Annotated in this window: 13 protein-coding genes, 1 tRNA gene and 7 pseudogenes; 8 read left to right on the forward strand and 13 right to left on the reverse strand. The window is 67.1% G+C overall.

Annotated elements, in window-relative coordinates; all coding sequences use genetic code 11:
• Positions 1-134 precede the first annotated feature (134 nt).
• Positions 135-208: transfer RNA gene (locus DL544_RS16520), tRNA-Gly, on the reverse strand.
• Between the two features lie 116 nt (positions 209-324).
• A pseudogene (locus DL544_RS16525) lies at positions 325-2,144 on the reverse strand (autotransporter outer membrane beta-barrel domain-containing protein).
• 240 nt (positions 2,145-2,384) lie between these two features.
• On the opposite strand from DL544_RS16525, the gene thiS reads away from it, so the two are divergent.
• The 4 genes and pseudogenes from thiS to DL544_RS16545 all read left to right on the forward strand — a co-directional run bounded on the left by thiS (position 2,385) and on the right by DL544_RS16545 (position 6,103).
• The gene (gene thiS, locus DL544_RS16530; RefSeq protein WP_005418796.1) at positions 2,385-2,585 is read left to right on the forward strand and encodes a sulfur carrier protein ThiS; all 201 of its coding nucleotides are present in this window, start codon (positions 2,385-2,387) and stop codon (positions 2,583-2,585) included.
• Between the two features lie 117 nt (positions 2,586-2,702).
• The gene (locus DL544_RS16535) at positions 2,703-3,497 is read left to right on the forward strand and encodes a thiazole synthase (RefSeq protein ID WP_005418798.1); all 795 of its coding nucleotides are present in this window, start codon (positions 2,703-2,705) and stop codon (positions 3,495-3,497) included.
• A pseudogene (gene trmB / locus DL544_RS16540) lies at positions 3,497-4,230 on the forward strand (tRNA (guanosine(46)-N7)-methyltransferase TrmB). Before DL544_RS16535 ends, trmB begins: the two are co-directional and overlap by 1 nt.
• Positions 4,231-4,257: 27 nt before the next feature.
• Positions 4,258-6,103 (forward strand): annotated as a pseudogene (locus tag DL544_RS16545) (SLC13 family permease).
• A gap of 246 nt (positions 6,104-6,349) precedes the next feature.
• On the opposite strand, the gene DL544_RS16550 reads toward DL544_RS16545, so the two are convergent.
• Positions 6,350-6,685, reverse strand: coding sequence for a Rieske (2Fe-2S) protein (locus DL544_RS16550; protein WP_065196708.1), 336 nt, complete (start codon positions 6,683-6,685; stop codon positions 6,350-6,352).
• Positions 6,686-6,863: 178 nt separating this feature from the next.
• On the opposite strand from DL544_RS16550, the gene DL544_RS16555 reads away from it, so the two are divergent.
• The 4 genes and pseudogenes from DL544_RS16555 (at position 6,864) to DL544_RS16570 (ending at position 10,061) form a co-directional block, all read left to right on the forward strand.
• On the forward strand, positions 6,864-7,145 hold the full coding sequence (locus tag DL544_RS16555) for a hypothetical protein (protein ID WP_005410817.1): 282 nt from the start codon (positions 6,864-6,866) through the stop codon (positions 7,143-7,145).
• A 75-nt stretch (positions 7,146-7,220) separates the two neighbouring features.
• On the forward strand, positions 7,221-7,937 hold the full coding sequence (locus DL544_RS16560; protein ID WP_019660190.1) for a fumarylacetoacetate hydrolase family protein: 717 nt from the start codon (positions 7,221-7,223) through the stop codon (positions 7,935-7,937).
• 54 nt (positions 7,938-7,991) lie between these two features.
• A pseudogene (gene mscL / locus DL544_RS16565) lies at positions 7,992-8,395 on the forward strand (large-conductance mechanosensitive channel protein MscL).
• Positions 8,396-8,639: 244 nt separating this feature from the next.
• On the forward strand, positions 8,640-10,061 hold the full coding sequence (locus DL544_RS16570) for a M28 family peptidase (RefSeq protein WP_065179503.1): 1,422 nt from the start codon (positions 8,640-8,642) through the stop codon (positions 10,059-10,061).
• 127 nt (positions 10,062-10,188) lie between these two features.
• On the opposite strand, the pseudogene DL544_RS16575 reads toward DL544_RS16570, so the two are convergent.
• From DL544_RS16575 to DL544_RS16620, 10 genes and pseudogenes are all read right to left on the reverse strand, one after another.
• Positions 10,189-11,639 (reverse strand): annotated as a pseudogene (locus DL544_RS16575) (alanine/glycine:cation symporter family protein).
• A gap of 10 nt (positions 11,640-11,649) precedes the next feature.
• Entirely contained in the window at positions 11,650-12,462 is an 813-nt protein-coding gene (locus tag DL544_RS16580; protein ID WP_255312989.1) for a hypothetical protein, read from the reverse strand.
• A 355-nt stretch (positions 12,463-12,817) separates the two neighbouring features.
• Positions 12,818-13,651: a TrmH family RNA methyltransferase gene (locus DL544_RS16585; protein WP_139727567.1), complete on the reverse strand. Its 834-nt coding sequence runs from the start codon at positions 13,649-13,651 to the stop codon at positions 12,818-12,820.
• On the reverse strand, positions 13,652-15,160 hold the full coding sequence (locus tag DL544_RS16590; protein WP_005418815.1) for an alanine/glycine:cation symporter family protein: 1,509 nt from the start codon (positions 15,158-15,160) through the stop codon (positions 13,652-13,654).
• A 178-nt stretch (positions 15,161-15,338) separates the two neighbouring features.
• Positions 15,339-15,923 carry a GNAT family N-acetyltransferase gene (locus tag DL544_RS16595; RefSeq protein ID WP_065179506.1) on the reverse strand — a complete coding sequence of 195 codons (585 nt, stop codon included), beginning with the start codon at positions 15,921-15,923 and terminating at the stop codon, positions 15,339-15,341.
• Positions 15,916-19,040 (reverse strand): annotated as a pseudogene (locus DL544_RS16600) (efflux RND transporter permease subunit). Before DL544_RS16600 ends, DL544_RS16595 begins: the two are co-directional and overlap by 8 nt.
• On the reverse strand, positions 19,037-20,143 hold the full coding sequence (locus DL544_RS16605) for an efflux RND transporter periplasmic adaptor subunit (RefSeq protein WP_139727569.1): 1,107 nt from the start codon (positions 20,141-20,143) through the stop codon (positions 19,037-19,039). The pseudogene DL544_RS16600 and the gene DL544_RS16605 overlap by 4 nt, the downstream one beginning before the upstream one ends.
• 273 nt (positions 20,144-20,416) lie before the next feature.
• Positions 20,417-22,479 (reverse strand): annotated as a pseudogene (locus DL544_RS16610) (TonB-dependent copper receptor).
• 72 nt (positions 22,480-22,551) lie between these two features.
• Complete coding sequence (locus tag DL544_RS16615; protein ID WP_005418850.1) at positions 22,552-22,971, reverse strand: DUF2946 family protein; 420 nt, start codon at positions 22,969-22,971, stop codon at positions 22,552-22,554.
• A gap of 622 nt (positions 22,972-23,593) precedes the next feature.
• Entirely contained in the window at positions 23,594-24,577 is a 984-nt protein-coding gene (locus DL544_RS16620; protein WP_005418854.1) for a LysR family transcriptional regulator, read from the reverse strand.
• Between the last annotated feature and the right edge of the window lie 49 nt (positions 24,578-24,626).

Consider the following 24,626-nt stretch of genomic DNA (forward strand, 5'->3'; position numbering starts at 1 on the left):
TGGGACGAGCAAGAAGCAGCGGCTTGGGCAAAAACGATACCTCGAACGATACCTAAACAGGTCGTTTGAGCATTCGTTCTTCTGCCAGTTCCCACGTGCGCTATCAACAACTTAAGCGCAGATCACGTGACAAATGGAGCGGGCGATGGGAATCGAACCCACGTCAGTAGCTTGGGAAGCTACAGCTCTACCATTGAGCTACGCCCGCAGTGCGCGGTGAAAGTCTATGCGGTTGGCCCGGTGTTGCGCAATGGCGGCCACCGCATCCGCGAGGGGTCAGAGCCCTTTCCTCGCGGAAAGGGATCCGACCCCGGCGGTTGCTGCTTAGAACGTGCCGCTGAAGTTGGCGAACAGGGTGGCGTCCTGCGCGCGCTTCTGGCCGGTCGACGCGCTCAGGCCGAAGTTGCTCTGCAGGCCGAACAGTTCGGTGCGGGCACCCAGCACGACGGTGGCGTAGTTCTTGTCGAACTTCAGGCCCGGCACGCGGTAGCTGCCCAGTTCCGGCAGGGTCTGCAGCCAGGCGCTGGCCTGCTTGGTGTCCTCGAACTCGTGGTCGTAGGTCACCTGCGCGTACGGCTTGAGGGTGCCGCCATCGAAGCGGGCCTGCCAGCCGATGCGGCCGACGGTCGAATCGACATTCTGGCGGTCGTAGCCCAGCGCGGTTGCCAGCGTGCCGGCCGCGGCGCTTTCGGAGTAACCGTCGATCTTCACCTTCTGCCAGATCACCGAAGCGATCGGGCCGTGACGGAAGCCGCCTTCGGTGCCGAACTCGTAACCGGCGTTCAGGGCGGCGGTCAGGTTGCTGCCGTCCGGCGAACCACCATGCTCACGAGTGGCCGGGCCCAGCTGGACCTTGCGGTTCACGTCATAGGACAGCCAGGTGTAGCTGACCTGACCGTTCACCCAGATGCGGTCGCCGTACCAGCCAGCGAACAGACCGGCCGAGGTGTCCTTCTGGGTGAAGTCGCCACGGTTGTTGCCGAAGTCGGCGTTGAGGCGACCGAAACCGGCGAAGCCGCCGAACACCATGCCGTCGCGTGCCCAGTCGATACCGAACAGGCCGGCCGGGGCCAGCCCGTCGTACAGGTCGGCGTGGTCGTAGCGCTGCAGGTCACCCCGCACGCCCCCCACCAGGACAGGCCGTCAGCCGGACGGCCGCCCAGGTGCATGCTGACCTGGTCGGCGCGCGAGCGGCCGATGGTCTGCGCCGAGTGACTCAGCACCTGCTGCAGGCGCGGCGCTTCCAGCACCGACACGGCGTACTGGCCCAGCAGCTGATGGCCGGCGGTGGTCGGGTGCACGCCATCGGCGAACAGGTAGGTGTTGGCCGCATCCGGGCTGACGTAGCTGGTCGGGTTGCAGGTCAGGATGCTCTGCGTCGAGTTGGCCGGATCGATCTTGCAGGCGGTGCTGGTGACGTTGGTGAAACCGTACATGCCCGGGTTGGCGGTCACTTCACGCAGGATGCTGAAGGTATCGAGCGGAATGAACTCGATGCCCGCCTGCTTCAGGCCACCGTACAGGGCCTTGTTGTAGCCGGCCGACAGTGCGGTGGCGGCGGCGGCATTGGGGCCGCGGAACTGTGGGGTGATGCCCACATCCGGCAGGTTCGGTACCAGCACGTACTGGGCGCCGGCCTGCTTCAGCGCACCCACCAGCGCGATCTGGTCGGTGACCGCTGCGCCGATGATGCCCTGCACCTGGGCCTGCGACGCGCCACCTGCCGCCGCACGGGTGGCCGCGAACAGATCATTGGCCCCTCCCCATACGGTGTACAGGGCGTTGCCGTCAGCCTTGCCACCGTTCGCGGCAAGGTAGCGGGTTGCTTGCGACTTCAGCGACGGAATCACGCCCAGGCCACCGGCCTCGTCCACCGACACGCGGGCACCGCCGACTGCATAGTTGTCACCGCTCTGGCCGTTGCCGTTGGCGGCGCCATTGAGGCCATAGTAGTTGGCGACCTGCTGCGACCACACCCAACCCGGGTTGGTGGTGAACTGGCCGGTGACCGGACGCACATCGGCCGGCAGCAGCGGGCGGAAATAGCCGGCATCGGTCAGGCTGTCGCCGAAGAACACGGCCTTGGAATACGGGGATTCGCCTGCCATGGCCGGAACCGCGGCCAGCGCGATCGCGGCCGCCATCAGGGAGCGGATCGGGCGTTTGCTGAGCAGCATGTAAGAAACTCCTGTGGGGATATCGTTGAGGACCCGGCGGACGTACGCCGGCGCACGGTGAATGGTTTCACTGCGCCGCGTTTTGCTCACGCTGCGCCGCCGCATGGATTGTCGCCCGGCAGCGTCGGACAGCGCTGTGCCGGGGCTGGCGGCCGAGGCAATTTGCAAGGGTTCCGATCCGCGCAGGCCGTAGGCGACAATGCGGCGATGAACATCCAGCTCAACGGCGAACCCCGTACCCTGCCCGCCTCGGCGACCCTCCACGATCTGCTGCAGGCCGAGCAGTTGCTGCAACGCCGGGTCGCGGTCGAGGTCAACGGCGAGATCGTCAGCCGCAGCCGCCATGGCGAGCACGTCCTGGCCGAGGGCGACGTGGTGGAGATCGTGCACGCGCTGGGTGGGGGCTGAGGCTGCGCGGGTGTTCAGGGGTCAGATCCCTTTGCCGGTGGCAAAGGGATCTGACCCCACGCTCGACCCCGCCTTCTACGTGACCCCATCTTCAGGCGGATAAGCGATAATCGCGCCATGAACGTTCATGTCTCCCCCGATTCGCTGGTGATCGCCGGCAAGACCTATGGCTCGCGGCTGCTGACCGGCACCGGCAAGTTCAAGGACCTGGAAGAAACCCGCCTGGCGACCGAGGCCGCTGGTGCCCAGATCGTCACCGTGGCCATCCGCCGCACCAACATCGGGCAGAACCCGGGCGAGCCGAACCTGCTGGACGTGCTGCCGCCGGAGCGCTTCACCATCCTGCCCAACACCGCCGGCTGCTACACCGCCGAGGACGCGGTGCGTACGTGCCGCCTGGCCCGTGAACTGCTGGACGGCCACAACCTGACCAAGCTGGAAGTGCTCGGCGACCAGAAGACCCTGTACCCGGACGTGATGCAGACCCTGAAGGCCGCCGAGCAGCTGGTCAAGGACGGTTTCGAGGTGATGGTCTATACCTCCGACGACCCGATCCTGGCCAAGCGCCTGGAAGAGATCGGCTGCGCTGCGGTGATGCCGCTGGCCGCGCCGATCGGTTCGGGCCTGGGCATCCAGAACAAGTACAACCTGCTGCAGATCATCGAAGACGCCAAGGTCCCGATCATCGTTGATGCCGGCGTGGGTACCGCGTCGGACGCGGCGATCGCGATGGAGCTGGGCTGCGACGGCGTGCTGATGAACACCGCCATTGCCGGTGCGCGCAGCCCGGTGCTGATGGCCAGCGCGATGCGCAAGGCGGTCGAGGCCGGCCGCGAGGCCTTCCTGGCCGGGCGCATCCCGCGCAAGCGCTACGCCAGCGCCTCCTCGCCGGTGGACGGGCTGATCGGCTGATGACCAATCCTTTTGACAGCGCCGGTTCCAAGGCCCCGCCCAAGCCCTTCACCGTGAGCGAGGGCCGCCGCGAGGTGCGCAGCTTCGTATTGCGCCAGGGTCGCTTCACCCCCGCCCAGCAGCGCGCGTTCGACGAACGCTGGCCGCGCTTCGGCATCGATTACAACGGCCAGCCGCGCGACCTGGACGCCACCTTCGGCCGCCCGGCACACAAGGTGCTGGAGATCGGCTTCGGCAACGGTGCCGCGCTGCGCTTCGCGGCCCAGCACGACCCATCGCGCGACTACATCGGCATCGAGGTGCACGCCCCGGGCGTGGGCCGGCTGCTGAACGCGCTGGCCGAGGACGATGCCGACCACGTGCGCCTGTACCACCACGACGCGGTGGAAGTGCTGCAGAACGAGATCGCTGACGGCGCACTCGATGAAGTGCGCATCTACTTCCCGGACCCGTGGCACAAGAAGCGCCACAACAAGCGCCGCCTGCTGCAGCCGGCATTCGCCGAACTGCTGGTGCGCAAGCTGCGCCCGGGGGCCGCCTGCACTGCGCGACCGACTGGGAAGACTACGCCGAGCAGATGTGGGACGTGCTCGACGCAACCGCCGGGCTGGTCAACCGCGCCGGCCCGCGGGGCAGCGTGCCGCGCCCGGACTGGCGCCCGCAGACGCACTTCGAGACCCGCGGCCAGAAGCTGGGCCACGGCGTCTGGGACCTGCTGTACGACCGCACCTGACGATCGCCTGAGGACGCCGCGCCCCACATGGATACCGCGCTGACGCTGACCAACGACATGAAGCTCGTGCTCGGGCTGGTCGGCTTCACGATGGCGATGTTCCTGTTCGAGCGCATCCGCGCCGACGTGGTCGCGCTGGTGGTGCTGGTGGTGCTTGGTGTCACCGGGCTGATCGCGCCGGAGGAGATCTTCGGCGGTTTCTCCGGTAACGCGGTGATGAGCATCATCGCCACCACCATCCTCGGTGCGGGCCTGGACCGCACCGGGGCGCTGAACCGGCTGGCGGCCTGGCTGCTGCGGCGCGGCCACGGTGTCGAGCAACGGCTGCTGATGATGACCACCGCCATCGCCGGCCTGAACTCCTCCTTCATGCAGAACCCGTCGGTGATGGCGTTGTATCTGCCGGTTGCCTCACGACTGGCAGCGCGCACCGGGCTGACGATGCAGCGCCTGCTGCTGCCGATCTCGGCGGCGATCGTGATGGGCGGTGCACTGACCATGGTCGGCAATTCGCCGCTGATCCTGCTGAACGATCTGCTGGCCTCGGCCAACAACAACCTTCCCTCCGGCCTGGCCACCATCGAGCCGCTGCGCATGTTCGCGCCGCTGCCGATCGGTGTGGCGTTGCTGATCGCTTCGTTGCTGTACTTCCGCTACTACGGCGACCGCAAGCTGATCGAAGAGGAAAGCCTGGTCAATGACGGGGTCACCCCGGCGCGCACCGAGAGCTACTTCGCCAAGACCTATGGCATCGAAGGCGATGTGTTCGAGCTGGTGGTGACCGCCGAGAGCCCGCTGGTGGGCATGACCCTGGGCGAGGCCGAGACCCTGCACGATGCGCCACTGCTGCTGGCCCTGAAGACCGGCAACGACACCCGCCTGGCACCGCCGGCGGAGATGCGCATCTGGGTCGGCAGCGTGCTCGGTGCGATGGGACCGCGCCAGCAGATCAGCGACTTCGCGCAGAACCAGTTCCTGCGCATGTCCTCGCGCCTGAAGCACCTGGGTGACCTGTTCAACCCCAGCCGCGCCGGCATTTCCGAGGCAGTGGTGCCACCGACCTCGAACGTGATCGGCAAGAGTGCGGCCGATCTGCGACTTCGCAAGGAGCGCGGCATCAGCCTGCTGGCGATCAACCGCGACAAGCAGGTGATCCGCGAGGACGTGCGCGACGTGCAGCTGCGCGCCGGCGACATGCTGGTGTTCCACAGCATCTGGACCGACCTGGCGCAGGCCGCGCGCAGCCGCGACTTCGTGGTGGTGACCGACTATCCGACCGGCGAGCAGCGCCCGCACAAGTTCAAGATTGCGATGGCGATCTTCGCGCTGACCATCCTGATCGCGCTGACCAGCAAGCTGCCGGTGGCGCTGACGCTGATGACCGGCGTGGCCGGCATGCTGCTGACCGGCGTGCTGCGTATGGACGAGGCGTATGCCTCGATCAACTGGAAGACGGTGTTCATGATGGCCGGGCTGATTCCGCTCGGCTGGGCGATGGACTCCAGCGGTGCGGCCGCGTGGGTGGCCGGCCATACCATCGACAAGCTGCCGACCGGCATTCCGGTGTGGGTGCTGGAGGTGGCGCTGGCGCTGCTGACCACGGCGTTCTCGCTGGTGATCAGCCATGTGGGTGCGACCATCGTGATGGTGCCGATCGCGGTGAACCTGGCACTGGCGGCGGGGGCAACCCGACCGCGTTCGCGCTGATCGTGGCGCTGTCGGCGTCCAACAACCTGATGACGGCCTCCAACCCGGTGATCTCGATGATCACTGGCCCGGCCAACTACACCCGCGCGAGATGTGGCGGGTCGGCGGCCCGCTGTCGCTGATCTATACCTGCGTGGTGGTGCTGATGATCAACCTGATGTTCTGAGGTTGGGGCTGTTTGCAGGGCTGCGCCCTGCACCTGCAGAAGCGCCAGCAACAGCAACGGCAACAGCTGGCGGAGAACTGTCGAAACGCCATTCTGTGCCGCTGGTGGGTGTCGACCTTGGTCGACACGGTAGATCCACGCCATGCGTGGATGCCTTTGTAGCGTCGAGCCATGCTCGACTGCTCCTGGCTTGATGGGGTCAGAGCCGTTTTCCTGCGGAAAACGGCTCTGACCCACTAGCTGGCCTCAAGCCAGGTAGACCTGCCCGTCGCGCACGTCCACCGGCACCGCGCGCAGGCGGTCACCCTTGCACGGGCCGGCGATGCAGTCGCCGCTGTCCAGCGTGAACGAGGCGCCATGCGCGGCGCATACCAGGTGGCCCTCACGGCTCTTCAGGAACTGGCCTGGGGCCCAGTCCAGGCGGCGGCCAGCGTGCGGGCAGATGTTCAGGAACGCGCGCACCTGCGCGCCGTCGCGGTACAGCACCAGCGATTCGGCATCGCCATCGACCACCGCTTCGACCTCGGCAAACGCGCCATCGGCAATGGCATCAAGGGCGATCAGGGCAGCAGCGATAGTCATGGCGAAGGCTCGGACGGTAAACCGGAATTGTCGCATGCCTGCTCAGGTGACTGGCTGCGACATGAACACAAGTCATTGATCCGTAATAAGCACAGGCTATATTTAACGAGTTTTTCACTCAATGACAGTGGCGCGTCCCGATACTCTGTTTTCGCTGATCCCAGCCTATCGAGCCGCCATGTTCAATCGCGCATCCGCCTTCAACCAGTTCCGCACCCTGTTCGCGCCGCGCAAGCCGCGTCACCCGCTGGTGCGCGTTGCCGTTGGCCTGCTCGGCCTGGCGATCCTGGCGGCGATGGTGTTCATCGGTGTGTTCGTTGGCGCGGCGATGATCCTGGTCGGCCTGGCGTGGAAGCTGCTGGCCTCGCGCAAGCCGGGCGTTGCGCGTCCGGTTGACCCGACCGTGGTTGAAGGCGAGTACCGCGTGGTGCGCAAGCCGGTGTTGCCGGCCTCGCGCTGATCCAGGCCTTCCGCGCCCGCTGACGGCGGGCGCCATGCGTTCTAGACTGCGGGCACGCCCTTCCTGGATGCCCGCATGTCCGATGTCTCCGATGTGATCCCTGCCGTAGCCCTGCCGCGTGTACCGGTAGCCGGTGGCGGCAGCTTCCCCGTGCACCGCATCTACTGCGTCGGCCGCAATTTCGCCGACCACGCCCGCGAAATGGGCGCGGCGGTGCCGGCGGCCGATGACCGCGGCCGCCCGATGTTCTTCAGCAAGCCGGCCGACGCCATCGTGGTCGGCCACGACGATGCCATCCCCTATCCGCCAGCAACCGCCAACCTGCACCACGAAGTGGAACTGGTGGTGGCGATCGGCCGCGATGCGCCCGCAGGCGAGCTGGCCGTGGCCGACGCCGATGCGCTGGTCTATGGCTACGCCGTCGGCCTGGACCTGACCCGCCGCGACCTGCAGGCCGCGGCCAAGGACAAGGGCCACCCGTGGGACGCGGCCAAGGGCTTCGACGCCTCCGCGCCGATCAGCGAAATCGTCCACGCCGAGGAAGTCGGCGACCTCGCCGCGCTGAACCTGTCGCTGGAGGTCAACGGCGAAGTGCGCCAGCAGGCACTGCTCGACCAGATGATCTGGAACGTGCCGGAGATCCTGCATGAGCTGTCCAAGCTGTGGCAGCTGCGTGCCGGCGACCTGGTGTTCATGGGCACCCCGTCCGGGGTGGCTGCGTTGAAGCCCGGCGACCGCTTCAGTGCCCGCCTTGAAAACGTGGCCGAGCGCCACGGCGTGATCGCCGGCTGACATCACCTGCGCTACCCTGCGCGCTGTCCACTTCCCCACCGGAGAAAAACAACAATGGGAATGCTCACCGAGTTCAAGGAATTCGCCATGCGCGGCAACGTCATTGACCTCGCCGTCGGCGTGGTGATCGGCGCGGCCTTCGGCAAGATCGTGACGGCGCTGGTCGAGAAGATCATCATGCCGCCGCTGGGCTACCTGATCGGGCGCGTGGATTTCTCCAGCCTGGCCTGGACGTTGTCGCCAGCCCGGCTCGGACCGGATGGCAAGGAGATCCCGGCGGTGGTGGTTGGCTACGGCGACTTCATCAACACCGTCATCCAGTTCGTGATCGTGGCTTTCGCGATCTTCATCGTGGTCAAGGCGATCAACCGGCTGTCGCGGAAGAAGGAAGCTGCCCGGCGGCGCCGGCCGAAGAAGTGGTGCTGCTGCGCGAGATCCGCGACAGCCTGAAGAAATGAGGTATCGGGCGCCTATGGGCGCCCCTCCCACCTGTAGAGCCGAGCCCACGCTCGGCTGATCTGCAAAAGGCAGCCGAGCATTGGCTCGGCTCTACAGAAGCAGGCGAAAGCCCCGTCCTGGCGGGGCTTTCGCTTTGCCGGTCATGGCGGAAAACAGCGTTCGCGCCAGCCATGACCTCCCGCCCATGCGCCGGGCTGAACGACTGTTAAGCTCCAAGGCTTAGGTCCCTTCCCGGAGTTGTCCATGCGTCGCCGCGTCCTTGCCATCGCATCCTCCCTCGCCCTGCTGGCCGCCCCGGCCTTCGCGGCGCCGCACACCACTACCCTGCCCCCGGCGTCGCTGGCCACCGCCGCACAGCTGCGCGACCAGGCGCTGGCCGATGACACCGGCTGGAAGGTGGTCGAGTCGCTCACCACCGAGATCGGTCCGCGCATCGCCGGCAGCGAAGCCGACGCCCGCGCCGTGGCCTGGGCCGAAGCCAAGTTCAAGGCCCTCGGTTTCGACAAGGTGTGGAAGGAGCCGGTGACATTCCCGAAGTGGGAGCGGCGCAGTGAACACGCCGCCGTGACCGGCAGGAACCCGCAGCCGCTGCAGATCACTGCGCTGGGCGGCAGCCCAGGCGGCACCGTGGAAGCCGAGGTGGTGCGCTTCGCCGACCTGGCCGCGCTGCAGGCCGCACCGGCGGGTTCGCTGAAGGGCAAGATCGCCTTCGTCGATTACCAGATGCTGCCGTTCCGCGATGGCCGCGATTACGGCCGCGGCGGTGCGATCCGCAGCAAGGGGCCGTCCGAAGCGATCCGCAAGGGCGCGGTCGGTTTCCTCATGCGCTCGGCCGGTACCGACTCGCACCGCGTGCCGCACACCGGCATCACCCGTTTCGATGAGGGCCTGACCCCAGTGCCGTCGGCCGCGCTGTCGGTGCCCGATGCCGACCAGCTGGCCCGCCTGCTGGCGCGTGGCAGCACCACGGTGAAGATGGCATTGGATTGCGGTTGGGATGGCACCGCCACCTCCTACAACGTGATCGGCGAGATCACCGGCCGCAGCCTGCCGAAGGAAGTGGTGGTGATCGGCGGTCACCTGGATTCGTGGGACCTGGGCACTGGCGCGGTGGATGACGGCGCGGGCGTGGGCATCACCATGGCCGCCGGCCACCTGATCGGCCAGCTCAAGCAGGCACCGAAGCGCACCATCCGCGTGATCGCCTTCGCCAATGAGGAACAGGGGCTGTATGGCGGCAAGGCCTATGCCGAAGCGCACGCGAAGGACGTGGCCCTGCACCAGCTGGCCGCCGAGAGCGATTTCGGCGCAGGCCGCATCTACGCCTTCAATACCGGTTCGCCGAATCCGGACGGCTCGCGTGAAGCGACGAAGCAGATTGCCGAAGTGATGAAGCCGCTGGGCATCGAGTACCAGGCCGACAAGGGTGGCCCGGGCCCGGACGTCGGCCCACTGGCCGCCAAGGGCGGTGCGTGGGCGTGGCTGGCGCAGGATGGCTCGGACTACTTCCACCTGCACCACACCGCCGACGACACGCTGGACAAGATCGACCCGAAGGCACTGGCGCAGAACGTAGCCGCGTACACCGTGTTCGCCTACCTGGCGGCGGAAGCGGATGGCAGCTTCGGCAGCGAGGCCAAGGCGACCACGCCGCCGAACGAATGATGCTGTAGCGTCGGGCCATGCCCGGCGAGCGCAGCGGGAAAAGTGGTGCGAATCGCGGTTCGCACCCACCGGGCAATGGCGTGGATCAGAGCCCTCGCCCTTGGCGAGGGCTCTGACCCCGATCCTGTCAGCCTTCCCACACGCTGGTGTTGCGCACGCCCAGCAGTTTCGGGTTGAACAGCGGATCCTTGCCGGCCTGGCGATGCTGCTCGTAGTCACGCAGCGCCGCCAAGGCCGGTTTCTGCAGCAGCAGGATGGCGATGATGTTCAACCAGCTCATCAGGCCGACGCCGATGTCACCCAGCGACCAGGCCACCGTTGCACTGTTCACCGCCGAGTACCCGGTCGCTGCCAGGAACAGCAGCTGGAAGCTGCCCATCACCCACGGCGTCGGCCGATCGCGGCACAGATAACTGACGTTGGTCTCGGCCATGTAGTACAGCGCGAGGATGGTGGTGAACGCGAACGGCAGGATCGCCAGCGCTACGAACGAACGGCCGAAGCCCGGGAGCGCGGATTCCACCGCATGCTGCACGAAGCGTGGCCCGGCCTCGACACCCGGCAGATTGCCCAGTAACAGGCGCGCCTCATCCGGAATGCCGTTCACCGCGGGTCGTAGACGTTGTACAGGCCGGTGGACAGGATCAGGAAGGCGGTCGCACTGCACACCACCATCGTGTCGATGTAGACCGAGAACGACTGCACCAGGCCCTGCTTGACCGGATGCGAGACTTCCGCGGCGGCGGCCGGATGCGCACCACTGCCCATGCCGGCCTCGTTGGACAGCACGCCGCGACGCACGCCCCACTGGATAGCGGTACCGATCATCGCGCCGAACGCTGCGTCCACGCCGAATGCACTGCGCAGCACCAGCATGATCACCTCCGGCACCTTTTCCGCGTTGAGCACCATCACCAGCGCCGCAACCAGCAGGTAGGCCACGGCCATCAGCGGCACCACCCATTCGGCCACGCGCGCAATGCGCCGCACACCGCCGATGAGGATGGCACCCAGCACCACCAGCAGAACCGCGGTGGTGGTCATCACCGGGACGTCCCAGGCTTCGTTCACCGCGCTGGTGATCGCATTGGACTGGGTGCCAGCCAGCATCGCGCCCGCCAGCACCGTCACCAGTGCGAACAGCACTGCATACCAGCGTTGGCCGAGGCCTTTTTCGATGTAATACGCCGGGCCGCCCCGGTACTGCCCCTTGCCGTCGCGATCCTTGTAGATCTGCGCGAGCGTGGATTCGATGAAGGCACTGGATGCGCCAAGGAAGGCGACGATCCACATCCAGAAGATCGCGCCGGGGCCGCCGAAGGCGATGGCCATGGCGACGCCGGCGATGTTGCCGACGCCCACGCGGCTTGACAGCGAAATGGACAACGCCTGGAACGGCGACACGCCGGCATCGGAGCGCTCATGGCGGAACATCAGGCGCAGCATGTCCGGCAACGCACGCAACTGGATGAAGCGCGTGCGCACGCTGAAGTACAGGCCGGTGAGCAGGCACAGCACCACCAGGTAGGGACTCCAGACGACGCCAAGGATCGTGTTGACGATGGATTCGATGTTCATCGGCGGCCCCTCAGAAGAACATGCCCAAGGCAATCTGGGGGCTGACGATATGGCTGGTGTTGCGGCCCGCCACGCTGAACTCCACGCCGGCGATCAGGCCCAGCGTCGGGCTGAAGTGGTACTCCACGGCCGGCGCCAGGGTGACGCTGCGGCTGGCCGGGCGATGCTCTTCGATCCGTTCGATCGCACCGCTGCTGTTGCGTGCGAAGCCGCTGAGGCGCTGGCCTGTCTCGCGGCTGGCGGCCACCTCCATCACGCCCACCCAACGCGAATTGAAGCTGTACTCGGCGCCGACCGACAGGCCCAGCACCGACCCGCGGGAGATATGTCCCTGGAAGCTGTCATCGGTGCCGTAGACGCTGGTGCCGGATATGGCGGTGCGCGACGGTGCCGGCCCGGCACTGAGCTGGGCACGCCAGCGCACGGGGCGGTCATTGCCCAGCCACACGACCTGCTGCACGCCCAGCGCTGCAGTGGTGCGCTGAACGCCGTCGCCCTGCGCATCGAGCGGATTGCCGGCGATGCGATCGTGGCTGCCGGTGCTGAAACGCTGCACCAGCGCGACCGAGATGGCCGGACGGGTGCCATCGGCATTCGGCGCCTGCAGCAGGTACTGCAGCCGCGCGGTGGTGTCACCGGCACGGAAGCCGCTGCTGCGCGCACCGCCGGACTCCGAGCGCGATGCACTGAGATTGACCTGGCCCATCACCCGGTCGCTGAAGCCATAGATGATCGGCACCACCGTGGCCCATGCACCGCTACGTTGCCCACTGCGGCGGCGATGGCCGCCATCGTCGTAATGATCGCGACTGTCGATCCGCACCAGATAGGGTTCGATGTACCAGTTGCCCTGCGGCAGGCCGGCCGGATTGGGGTGATCAGCGGGCCGGTGAAGTTGACACCGTCAAGACTGCGTTCGTCAGCCGCTGCGTGGGCACTGGCAAGGACGTTGGCCAGCACCAGCAATGCGACGAGGGTACGGCGAGGATGATGCATGACAGCCACTCCTGGACAGCATGGGATGGAATTCCACCCTGCGTCGCCAGAAGCGGCTGACCAATAAGGAAACTTTCAAAACATCATGCGTGCTTGACGCAATTGCCGGCCCCGGAAGGGGTCAGAGTCCTCGCCTGCGGCAAGGGATCCGACCCCGAACATGGCGAGCCGCTGGGGTCGGATCAGCCGCGACTGCTGGCCCATTGCGCCAGCAGTACCGCCGTGGCCGAGGCTACGTTCAGGCTCTCCACCGCGCCGCTGCCGGGAATCGAGACCTGCAGGTCGCACGCCCCCGCCAGGCTGCGGTCCATGCCCTCGCCTTCGGCACCCATCACATACACCAGGCGGGCCGGCAGCGAGCTGCGGAACACGTCATCACCGCCCTCGACCAGGGTCGCGGCCAGGCCGAAACCGGCTGCGCGCAATTGCGCCATTGCCTGATCGGTCTCCGGCAGCTGCACCAGCGGCACCGCTTCGGCACCGCCTTCGGCAACGCGCGCGGCGGCGCCGGACAGGGCCAGCGTGCTGCCGGCCGGCAACAGCAGCGCCTTGGCACCGAAGTGGGCGGCCGAGCGCAGGATCGCGCCGAGGTTGTGCGGGTTGCCCACGCCATCGAGCCACAGTGCCAGCGCCGGGGCCTCGCCGACCTGCTCCAGCCACTGCGCCAGCGGCAGTGCAGGTGCACGCAGCACATCAGCCACCACCCCTTCGTGATGGGTGGTGCCGGCGAGCTTGTTCAGATCGCCATCCTCGACCACGCGGTAGCCCACGCGGTTGGCAACGCACCACTTCAACAGCGGCTGCAGGCGCGGGATGCGTGCTTCCAGCAGGTACAGCTTGCGCAGCGCCTGCGGCCGCGCTTCGAACGCAGCCAGCACGGCATTCAGGCCGTACAGACGCAGCTCATCGCTGCCACCGCGCCCACCACCGCCCGTGGCCGGCACCTCCGGGCGCGGCAACGGCGTTGCGCGCGGCGGACGGGCGGACGGGCGGCGGTTGTTCCAAGGGTTGTTCACTTACACACTCTCCTGCTTGCGCTGGCGCCAGAAATCGGCGTTCTTGATGCCCAGGGCATCAGGGTCGAACACCGGATCCAGGCCCAGCTTCTTCTGTCGTTCGTAGTCACGCAGGGCCAGCATCGCCGGCTTCTGGATGATGAGGATGGCGATGATGTTCAGCCAGGCCATCAGGCCGACGCCGATGTCGCCCAGCGCCCAGGCCAGGGTGGCATTGTGGAACGCGCCGAACACCACCATGCCGATGATGCCCAGGCGCAGCAGCAGCACGGTCAGCGGCCGCTTCCTGTTGTGGTTCACATAGCTGAGGTTGGTCTCGGCCATGTAGTAGTACGCCATGATGGTGGTGAAGGCGAAGAAGAAGATGGCCACCGATACGAACGCCGAACCCCAGCCCGGCAGCACCGCTTCCACGCCGGCCTGGGCGTAACCGGCGCCTTCCGGAATGCCGGCCAGGCCCTGGAAGATCGGCGCGGCGCCCTCCACCGGCGAGTACACGTTGTAGGTACCGCTGGCCAGGATCAGGAACGCGGTGGCGGTGCACACCATCATGGTGTCGAAGTAGATCGCGAAGGCCTGCACATAGCCCTGCTTGGCCGGATGCGAGACTTCCGAGGCGGCCGCCGCGTGCGGGCCCGAGCCCTGGCCGGCTTCGTTGGCGTAGATGCCGCGCTTGATGCCCCACTCCACGGCCAGGCCCATCATCGCGCCGAACGCGGCATGCGTGCCGAAGGCGCTCTTGAAGATGATGCCGAACATTTCCGGCACGCGGTCGTAGTTGATGATCATGATGATGATGGCCATCAGGATGAAACCGGCAGCCATGAACGGCACCACCACCTCGGCGAAGTTGGCGATGCGCTTGACGCCACCGAAGATCACCACGCCCAGCAGCAGCGCCACCACGATGCCGATCCCCAGCTTCAGCGCCTGCACCGATTCCATGCCGAAGGCCTGGCCATCGAGCGGACCGCACAGCGCGGTGCCACGGCAGGCGTTGATGATGCTGTCGGCGATGGCGTTGGCCTGCACGCCCGGCATCAGGAAGCCTGCGGCGATGATCGTGGCGATGGCGAAGGCCAGCGCATACCACTTCAGGCCCATGGCCTTTTCGATGTAGTACGCCGGGCCACCGCGGTAGCGGCCTTCGGCGTCCTTGGTCTTGTAGATCTGCGCCAGGGTGCATTCCACGTACGAGGTGGACGCGCCGAGGAAGCCCATCACCCACATCCAGAAGATCGCACCGGGACCGCCGAATGCGATGGCGGTGGCCACACCGGCGATGTTGCCGATGCCCATGCGGCCGGCCATCGACATGGCCAGCGCCTGGAACGAGGACACACCGGCGTCGGATTTCTCACCCTTGACGGTGAGGCGGCACATCTCGAGGAACCCCCGGATCTGCATGAAGCGCGTGCGCAGGCTGAAGAACAGGCCGGCGCCCAGGCACACGAAGATCAGTGCCTTGCTCCAGATGATGCTGTTGATGAAGTGTACGGTTGCTTCCACGCGCGCTCTCTCCAGTCGGCGGGTTGTAAGGACGTCCCGTCGGCTGGAGGGGACCGGTCGATTCTCCCTGATCGAAGGCCGCTGCGGTAGCGCCATTGGTCGCGCCGGGCCATGACCGGAGAGCGGAGAAGGGGTCAGATCCCTTTTCCACTGGAAAAGGGATCTGACCCCGGGCCGTTCAGGGCAGCTGCGTGCGCACCCGGGCGAAACGGCGCAGGTCGTGCAACACGCCGCGCTTGTAGACCGCACAGCGCTCCACGCCCTCTTCCTGGAAGCCGTTCTTCTCCAGCACCCGGGCCGAGCCGAGGTTGAAGTCGACCACGGTGGCCTGCAGCCTGAACAGGCGCAGCTCATCCATCACCCACGGGGCGAACAGGCCGACCACGCGGGTCATCAGGCCGTGCCCCCAATAGGCCCGGCCCAGCCAGTAACCCAGTTCGGCGGTATGCCCACGCTCGGCCAGCCCCTGTTGGGCACCGACGCTGCCACAGGCCTGGCCGTCGATCTCGATGGCCAGGTTCAGGGTGCTGGGGGCCAGTACGCGGCCCGCGAGGAAGGCCTCGCCATCCTCGCGCGTGTACGGATACGGGAAGCGGTCGCGCAGGCCGCGCGACACCTCGGCGTCGTTGGCGTGGCGCAGCAGGGATTCCAGGTCGCCGGGCTGCCACGGGCGCAGAGTGAAGCCTTCGCCCTGCAGTGGTGGGGTCAGAGCCCTTTCCCCTTGGGAAAGGGATCCGACCCCGTCGACAGGCCGGTCAGGCATGACCACCCACCGACGGCGATTCCGCTTCCTGCTTCTCCAGCTCGCGCTTCACCGCTTCCGGCGAACGGGTGTACGGCGCCAGCCGCGCGTAGAACGCCGGCACCACGAACAGCGACAGGAAGGTCGAGAGGGTCACACCGAAGATGATCACGATGCCGATCGTGCCACGGCTGGCCGAACCAGGACCACCGGCGACCACCAGCGGGATCGCGCCGACCACGGTGGCGATCGAGGTCATCAGGATCGGGCGCAGGCGCACCATCGCCGACTCGATGATCGCCTCGCGCACGCTGCGCCCATCGTCGCGCAGCTGGTTGGCGAATTCGACGATGAGGATGCCGTTCTTCGCGGCAAGGCCGACCAGCATCACGATGCCGATCTGGCTGAACAGGTTCACGGTACCGCCACTCACCCACAACCCGACCAGCGCGCCGAGTACGCCCAGCGGCACGGTCAGCATGATGGTGAGCGGATGGATGAAGCTCTCGAACTGCGCCGCCAGCACCAGGTACACCACCAGCAGCGCCATCGCGAAGGTCAGCAGCACCGCGCCGCCGGCGCTCTGGTACTCGCGCGATTCGCCCTTCCAGTTCACCTGCGCGTACTGCGGCAGCTCTTCCTGGGCTACGTTCTGTGCCCAGGCGATGGCTTCGCCCAGCGGATAACCGGGCGCCAGGCCGGCACTGATGGTGATCGAGCGCAGTCGGTTGAAGCGGTTCAGGGTGCCGGCCTCGGCCACTTCACTCAGCGTGACCAGGTTGGACAGCGGCACCAGCTCGCCGGAGTTGGCGCGCACGCGGATCGCGGCCAGGTCGGCCGGGCTGGCACGACCATCGCGACCGGCCTGCACCAGCACGTCGTACTCCTCGCCGTTGTCGACGAAGGTGGTGACGCGACGCGAGCCCATCATGGTTTCCAGCGCCGAACCGATCGCGGTGACCGGCACGCCGAGATCGGCCGCACGCTGGCGGTCAATGTTCACCCGCATCTGCGGCCGGGTTTCCTTGTAATCGGAATCGGGGCCGACCAGGCCGGGATTGTCGGCCATGCGCAGCAGGATGCGGTCGCGCCACTGCGCGATCTCGGCATATTCCGGGCCGCCCAGCACGATCTGGAACGGTTGGCCGCCGCTGCGCACCAGGCCACCACCCACCTGCGTGCGTACGCGCACGCCGCGGATGGTATCCAGTTCCTTCTGCAGTTCGTTGGCGACTTCGGGCGTACCCTCGCTGCGCTGGCGCCACGGCTGCAGGAAGATGCTGACGCGGCCGGTATGCATTTCCTCGCTGGCGCCCCAGCCGCCCGGCACGCGGGGTTGGCACGCACGATCGGCTTGTCCGGGCCGACATGCGGTGCCAGCAGCGCTTCCACCTGCTGCACCTGCTGCACGGTGTAGTCGTAGCCGGCGCCTTCCGGGCCGTCGATCATGATCTGGAACGAACCACGGTCTTCGGCTGGCGCCAGTTCCGACGGCAGCAGCTTGAGCAGGCCCCAGCTGGCGGCCAGCGCAGCCACCATCACCAGCAGGTAGATCCAGGTGCGGTCGACATGGTGATCGAGAACCCGCCCATAGGCACCCGCAAGGCGTTCCAGGTTGCGGTTGATGAAGCCGTGCAGGCCTCGCGGGGCCTGCCCGGTATGCGGCTTGAGCAGCTTGGAAGCCATCATCGGCGTCAGTGTGAGCGCAACGAACGCGGACAACGCCACGGCAGCGGCCAGCGCCACGGCCAGTTCGCGGAACAGTCGCCCGGTGTTGCCCTCCAGGAAGCCGACCGGCAGGAACACCGCCACCAGCACGGCAGTGGTGGCGATCACCGCGAAGGCGACCTGCGCGGTGCCGCGCTTGGAGGCCACCAGCGGTGGTTCGCCCAGGTCGATGCGGCGCTGCACGTTTTCCACCACCACGATCGCATCGTCCACCACCAGGCCGATGCACAGCACCAGCGCCAGCAGGGTCAGCAGGTTGATCGAGAAGTCGAACGCATACAGCGCGATGAACGCCGCCACCAGGCAGACCGGCACCGTCACCGCCGGAATCAACGCGGCGCGGAAGCTGCCGAGGAACAGCCAGATCACCGCCAGCACCAGGATCATCGCTTCCACCAGGGTGGCGTAGACGCGGTCCACTGCAGCTTCGATGAAGGTGGTGTTGTCGAAGGCGACGAAGATCTGCGTGCCCTTGGGCAGGGTCAGCGCCACCCGCTCGGCCTCAGCGCGCGCAGTGCGTGCCACGTCCAGCGAGTTGGCGGTGGAGGTCTTGACGATGCCCAGGCCGATGCCGGGCTCGCCGTTGCTGCGGTAGTACGCGCGGCGTTCGGCCGAGGCCAGCTCGATCTTCGCCACGTCGCCCATGCGCACCACGTAGCCGTCGCGGCCCTTGCCCAGCGGGATGGTCGCGAAATCCTCGGGCTTGATGTAGTTGCGTTCCACGCGCAGGGTGAAATCGCGGTCGGTCGACTCGATGCGGCCGGCCGGCAGCTCCACGTTCTCGTTGCGCAGTGCGGTTTCCACGTCGCCGGTGGTCAGCCCGCGCGCGGCCAGCTGGTCACGGTCCAGCCAGATCCGCATCGCATAGCGCTGGCGGCCGCCGATGCGGACCTGGGCCACGCCATCGAGGCTGGAGAAACGATCGACCACGTAGCGGTCGGCGTAGTCGCTCAACTCCAGCGTGTCCATGGTCGAGGACACCATGTTGAACCAGATGATCGGGTCGGCATCGCTCTCGACCTTGGCAATCTCTGGTGGCCGCGCCTCTTCCGGCATGCGGTCGGCGACGCGGCTGACCGCATCGCGCACGTCGTTGGCCGCCGCTTCGATATCACGGTTGGAGGTGAACTCGATGCTGACCTGCGAGCGGCCGTTGGTGCTACGCGCGTTGATCGTATCGATGCCTTCGATGCCAGCCAGCGCATCTTCCAGCACCTGGGTGATGCGGCTTTCGATGACCGCCGCCGACGCGCCGGTGTAGTCCACCGACACCGAAACGATCGGAGGGTCGATGGCGGGCAGTTCGCGCAGGGTCAGGCGGGTGAAGGACATCACGCCCAGCACCAGCAGCAACAGGCTCATCACCACGGCGAACACCGGCCGCTGGATGGAGATGTCGGACAGCTTCATCCGCCGTGGCCCTCGGTCGCGATCGGCGCCGGCGCGTCAGCCGGTTTGGCGCCAGAGGCCGGTGCGGCGTCCTTCGCAGCGACCTTCAGGCCCGGGCGCAGCTTGCCGGTGCCATCGACCACGATGCGCTGGCCTGCTTCCAGGCCCTGCCGGATCTCGACCACGCCGGCACGGCGCGCGCCGGTTACCACGTCCACCCGCTCGACGCTGTCGTCGGCCTTGATGCGGTACACGAAGGTATCGCGGCCGACCTGTACCACGGCGATTTCCGGGACCACCAGCGCCGGGCGCTCGGGGCGGAACAGGCGCACGTCCAGCAGCATGCCCGGGCGCAATGCGTGGTCGCCATTGGCGAAATCGGCGCGCACGGTCACCGCACGGGTGGCCGGATCGATGCGCGCATCGATGGTGCTGACCACGCCCTCGAAGGTGCGACCCGGCCAGGCCACGCTGGTGGCACTGACCTTGTCACCAACGCCCAGCGCAGCCAGCTCCACTTCCGGCACCTGGAAATCGACATGCATGTGCTCGATGTCGTCGAGCGTGGCGATGACCGTGGTCGGGGTCAGCAGCGATCCCGGACTGACCTGGCGGATGCCAAGCACACCGGCAAAGGGCGCACGCACACGGCGGTCGCCAATGTCTGCCTGCATCTGCATCACGCGCGCCTCGGCGGCGTCGCGGATCGACTTCTGCGTATCCAGCGTGGCGCTGGACACCAGCCGCTGGGCGGCCAGTTCGCGCTGGCGCTTGTACAGCTGATCGGCTTCATGGAAAGTGGCCTGCGCCTGCACCAGTGCGGCTTCCTGGGCCTGCCCGCGCAGCGTCACGATCGGCGCACCGGCAGCAATGTGCTGGCCGCTCTCGAAGTGCACTTTCTCGACGATCTCGCTCACTTTGGCAGTGACGCTGATCGACTCGCGCGCCTTGGCCGTGCCCAGTGCCTGCAGGGTGTCGTTCCACTGCGTGGGCTGCACGACCTGCGCGGTGACCGGCACCGCTTCGCCCTGCCGACGTGCGGCGGCCTCCTGTTTGCCTGCGCACCCGGCCAGCACGGCCAGGCTGAGGCCGAGGGCCAGGGTCGAAGCGATACGAGCCAACATGAACGGTCCTGATTGATCCACGGCCGCCGAGTGTAGGCAAGTGCCCATAAAAGCGGTATGTGCCAAGCGTTTACCGGCGTGGAACTTAGGCTGCGATAGCGCCTTGAACCCGTTCCGTGCAAGGCTGCCATGGGCAGTGTCGGCGTGTGTCGGGGTGTATCCAGTGGTGCACCACCGCGGCCGTCATCGTAGAGTCGAACCTGCCCGACCGAGGGCGTCGGGCGGGGACGGATCCTGGCGGGGATCCGGCCCCGTTTTTTTATGCCCGGCGGATCAATACCGGTAGTTCAACTTCATCCACACGCTGCGCCCCGGCTCGTTGATCCGCACCGGGTCGGCCGGGAAGCCGAAGTCGGCGCTGCCGGCCAGGTTCAGGTGCTCGCTGTAGGCGCGGTCGAACAGGTTGTCGACGCCGGCGCTGAGCTGCAGCTGCGAACTGAAACGGTACGCGGCATTGAGCGCGAAGGTGGCAAACCCGGCGCTCGGCCCGAGGTCCTGCGCGACCACGTTGCCCTGTCCATCTGCGACACGATGCTGATGGGTCACCGCGCGCAGCAATGCGCCGGCACTCCAGCGCTGGCCCTCCCAGTTCGCGCTCAGGCGTGCTTCCAACGGCGGCATCTGCGGCAGCGGACGCTGCTGGTCGCGGTTCTCTCCCCAGGCATAGGCCAGCGTGCCGCCCAGCTTCCACTGCTCGGTCAGGCTCACTTCCAACCCGGCCTCGGCACCGGCAATGCGCGCCTCGACGTTGCTGGCCTGGCTCATGCCCATCATGCCGCTGCCGTGGTAGGTGAACAGGATGTAGTCCTGGATCTGCCCGGCATAGGCCGAGACCCAGGCCTGCACGCGCGGTCCCTTGTACTGCAGGCCCACGTCGAGCTGGGTGGTGCGCTCGGGCTGGATGCCGGCAAACGCGTTCATTGCACCGGCCGGTCCGTGGTCGGGCGAGAACAGCTCCCAGTAGTCGGGCATGCGTTCGCTGTGGCCGAGGCCGGCGTACCAGGTCAGGCCGTCGGCCAGGTCCTGCTCGTAGCGCAGGAAGCCACTGCCGAGCCACGCCTTGCGCTTTTGCTCGGCCGTTGGGTTGGGCCGGCTGCCCATCATTCCACGGATCGACTGCCGCTCATCACGCACGCTGGCACGATCGATGCGCAGGCCGCTGATCCAGCGCTGATCGGTGCCGGCGCCGAGGGTCAACTCGGTGAAAACGCCATAGCGGCGGAAGCTGGCATCGGTCTGCCACGCCGCCTGGCGATAGGTGCCCCGGCCCATGCCCATTCGCCCACGATGGCGGCTGTCCTCGCCATCCACACCCGCCACCAGTTGCACGTCCTGCCGGCGCCACTCGGAACTGACCCGGCCGCCCTGGGTGCGTCGGTCCACGTTCGATGCCATCGGCATCGGCATCATGCTGTGCGGATTCGGCGTTCGCAGCGTGTAGTTGTCCATCACGTGGTCGGCCTCGTTGTAGTACACGTTGGCCTGCACTGTGTCCCAGGCACCCGGCAGATTGCGCTTCTCGAAGCGCGCGGCGTAGCTGGTGCGTTCGAACGCGGCACCGTCCATGCCGCGCCCCGCGTAGCGTGCGATCGCATCGCCGGCACCGGCAGAAATTTCCAGCAGCGTGTCGGCATCCGGCGTCCAGCCGATCGCCACGTCACCGTTCCACTTGCGCCACTGCGATGGCACCACATCGCCGTTGCCGTCCTTGTAGTCATCGGCTTCGGAACGGTTGCCGCTGGCGCGCACATAGCCGGTCGGGTTGCCCAGGGTCAGGTCCAGCACCTGGTCGTTGCGGTTGCGCGAACCGACCAGCGTACTGGCATCGGCACGCAGGCCCGGTTCCTCGAAGCGCGGTGTATCGCGTTCGAAGCGCACGGTGCCGGCCGAGGCACCTGCCCCCAGCGCACGCTCTGCGGGCCCTTGATGATGGTCAGGCGGTCGAAGCTCTCCGGTGCGATGTAGGACAGCGGGTTGTCCATGCGCGAGGGGCAGGCGCCGATCAGGTTGCCGTCATTGCTGAGGATGTTCAGGCGCGAACCCAACATGCCGCGCAGCACCGGGTCACCGTTGGTGCCGCCGTTGCGGATGGCGGAGAAGCCAGGAACGGTCTTCAGGTAATCGGCGCCGTCACTGGCAGGGACCGGCTGCCGCGGCAGGCGTGGATCGGTCACCCAGTGCAGTGGCGACGAAGGCGCGGCGGCGGTGACCACCAGCGTATCGAGAGTGCGCGCCTCTTCGGCGGGCGCGGCATGGGCGAGCGTTGCAGCTGCGGCCAGGCCAAGGGCAACCGGCAGGCGCACGCAGGCGCCCGCGGGGCGGGAAGTCATTTTCATCGGAACAGCTCCAAGGTACGCACGCGCGCACGGCGCCCGGTCAGGCGTCGTGCGGCAGATTCGACAGGAAAATCAGCGGACGATGGAGGCGCGCGGTGGCCCACGCGCGGCGTGTGCCGGCCAGCGCAGTGCCGGTAGTACCTGCTGTGACCACGGGAATACCAGCCGCGGCCGCCACAGCAGTGGCAACAGCAGCACCAGTACAGCCAGCCACGGCAGCAGGCGCATGGCCAGCACGCAGTATTCGCAGGCTTCGCCATGCATGGCGTGGGGATCGGCCGGTGGGGTCGGACTCCGTTGCCCGTGCAGAGGGCTCTGACCCACTGCGGCAGCGTCGTGGTGCATGTGCGCGTGGTCCATGCCTGCCATCGCCGCGTGGTCCATCGGCGGCGCCTGCAGCGCCCGGCTGACCAGTGGCGCAAGCACCATCAGCAGCGTCGCCAGGACGGCGAGCTGCAGCAGGAGGCGCTGCGGGCGGGACAGGCGGGTCACCCCGCTAGTGTAGAGGCGGGTCCAGGGTTGCCCGTGCGACGAACCGTCGCAGGCGTTTGCGACACCCCGTCGCGGGGGTGTTCGGCAGGGCTGCGCCCTGCACCTGCAGAGACCACGTCCACGGCAAGAGCCCAAGCAACAGCAAAAGCAAAAGCGGTTTCCTGTGGGTAGGCGGGGTGGGTCCGGTTGCGGGGGACGCCGTAAATACGTCCATGCAGGCTCGGCTCACGCCCCCGCAACCGGACCCACCCCGCCTTCGACAGTCTTCTGCGGTCTGTTGAAACGGCTCTTGGGGTCAGATCCGTTTTCCGCAGGAAAACGGATCTGACCCCAGATGCATTTCCATATCTGACAGGTTTCATCCACGCATGGCGTGGATCTACCGTGTCGACCAAGGTCGACACCTACCAACAGCCATCGGAATCTGTCAGAGGCGGGGCGGTGTGGGCAGGCAGGACCGTTGGCGCCATGGATGGCGCCATCGAGCCCCCAGGGATGGGTTTACGGCGTGTCCTGCCTGCCCACACCGCCCCGCCGCCCCACGGAAGCCAGCAGTTGCAGTTGCTTCGGCTTTTGCCTTTGATTCGGCAGGTGCAGGGCTGCACGCCCTGCTCGACCCACCTCACACCGTGATGGTCTGGGTCAGCGACTCCCAGGTCGGTGGCACCGGCCACGCTGCGGCCTGGTTTCCATCCAGCACCCGCCGCAGGTCGCGCGGATCAATCTGTGGGGCCAGCACGTGCACCAGCTCCAGCGCGTAATCACGCAGCACGCGGTCGCGCGGCAACACCGCCCAGGCGATGCACTCGCTGATCGGATCCGGCGCCGGCCACGACCTCAGGTCTTCGTCATTGGAACTGACCGCCATCTCGGCCAGCAGGCCTACGCCCAGGCCCGTGCGCACGTAGGTCTTGATCAGGTCGGCATCGAGCGCGGTCAGCGCCAGGTCGGGCACCAGCCCATTGGCGGCGAAGGCGCGTTGCAGGGAAGAGTTCGGTCGGGTCGAGGATTCGTAGCTGATCAACGGCTGGCGGGCCAGCGCGGCCAGGTCCGGTGCGCGGCCGGCGCGGTCCAACGGGTGGCCCTTGGGTACCACCACCAGGCGCCGCCAGCGGAACAGCGGCACTGCGATGCCGTCGGTTGGCTCACCGCCTGCGGTGCTGATGATGGCGATATCGGCGTCACCCTGGTTCAAGCGGTCCAGCGCGTCGGTTTCACCGGCCTGCTGCAGGTGCACGCTGACCTGCGGATAGGCCTGCTTGATCGCCGCCACCGCCGGCGGCAACACGAAGCGCGCCTGGGTGTGCGTGGTGGTCAGGATCAGCTGGCCCTGGCTTTCGCGCCGCTGGTTTGCCGCGTACGTACGGATGTTGTTGGCTTCGGCCAGCACTGCGCGGGCACGCGCGATGACTTCGGTTCCGGCCGGGGTAACCGACTCCAGGCTGCGCCCCTTGCGCACGAACAGCAGGAAGCCGAGCTCGTCCTCCAGCTGCTTGAGCTGCTTGGACAGGCCGGGCTGGGTGGCGTGCACGCGCGAGGCGGCCAGCGTGATGTTCAGCTCGGCGTCGGCGATGGCTACCAGGTAGCGCAGCTGGGTCAGCGTCATGGGCAGGCAGGCGGCATGGGGCGGAAGTCCACTCTAGGGTCAATTGCCG

The organism is Stenotrophomonas sp. pho, assembly GCF_006228405.1.
In the GTDB taxonomy this organism is placed as follows: Bacteria; Pseudomonadota; Gammaproteobacteria; order Xanthomonadales; family Xanthomonadaceae; genus Stenotrophomonas; species Stenotrophomonas sepilia.

Coding starts and splice junctions, on each gene's coding strand:
- thiS (WP_005418796.1), top strand. CDS start 2,385: ATGAACATCCAGCTCAACGGCGAACCCCGTACCCTGCCCGCCTCGGCG.
- DL544_RS16535 (WP_005418798.1), top strand. CDS start 2,703: ATGAACGTTCATGTCTCCCCCGATTCGCTGGTGATCGCCGGCAAGACC.
- DL544_RS16550 (WP_065196708.1), bottom strand. CDS start 6,685: ATGACTATCGCTGCTGCCCTGATCGCCCTTGATGCCATTGCCGATGGC.
- DL544_RS16555 (WP_005410817.1), top strand. CDS start 6,864: ATGTTCAATCGCGCATCCGCCTTCAACCAGTTCCGCACCCTGTTCGCG.
- DL544_RS16560 (WP_019660190.1), top strand. CDS start 7,221: ATGTCCGATGTCTCCGATGTGATCCCTGCCGTAGCCCTGCCGCGTGTA.
- DL544_RS16570 (WP_065179503.1), top strand. CDS start 8,640: ATGCGTCGCCGCGTCCTTGCCATCGCATCCTCCCTCGCCCTGCTGGCC.
- DL544_RS16595 (WP_065179506.1), bottom strand. CDS start 15,923: ATGCCTGACCGGCCTGTCGACGGGGTCGGATCCCTTTCCCAAGGGGAA.
- DL544_RS16605 (WP_139727569.1), bottom strand. CDS start 20,143: ATGTTGGCTCGTATCGCTTCGACCCTGGCCCTCGGCCTCAGCCTGGCC.
- DL544_RS16620 (WP_005418854.1), bottom strand. CDS start 24,577: ATGACGCTGACCCAGCTGCGCTACCTGGTAGCCATCGCCGACGCCGAG.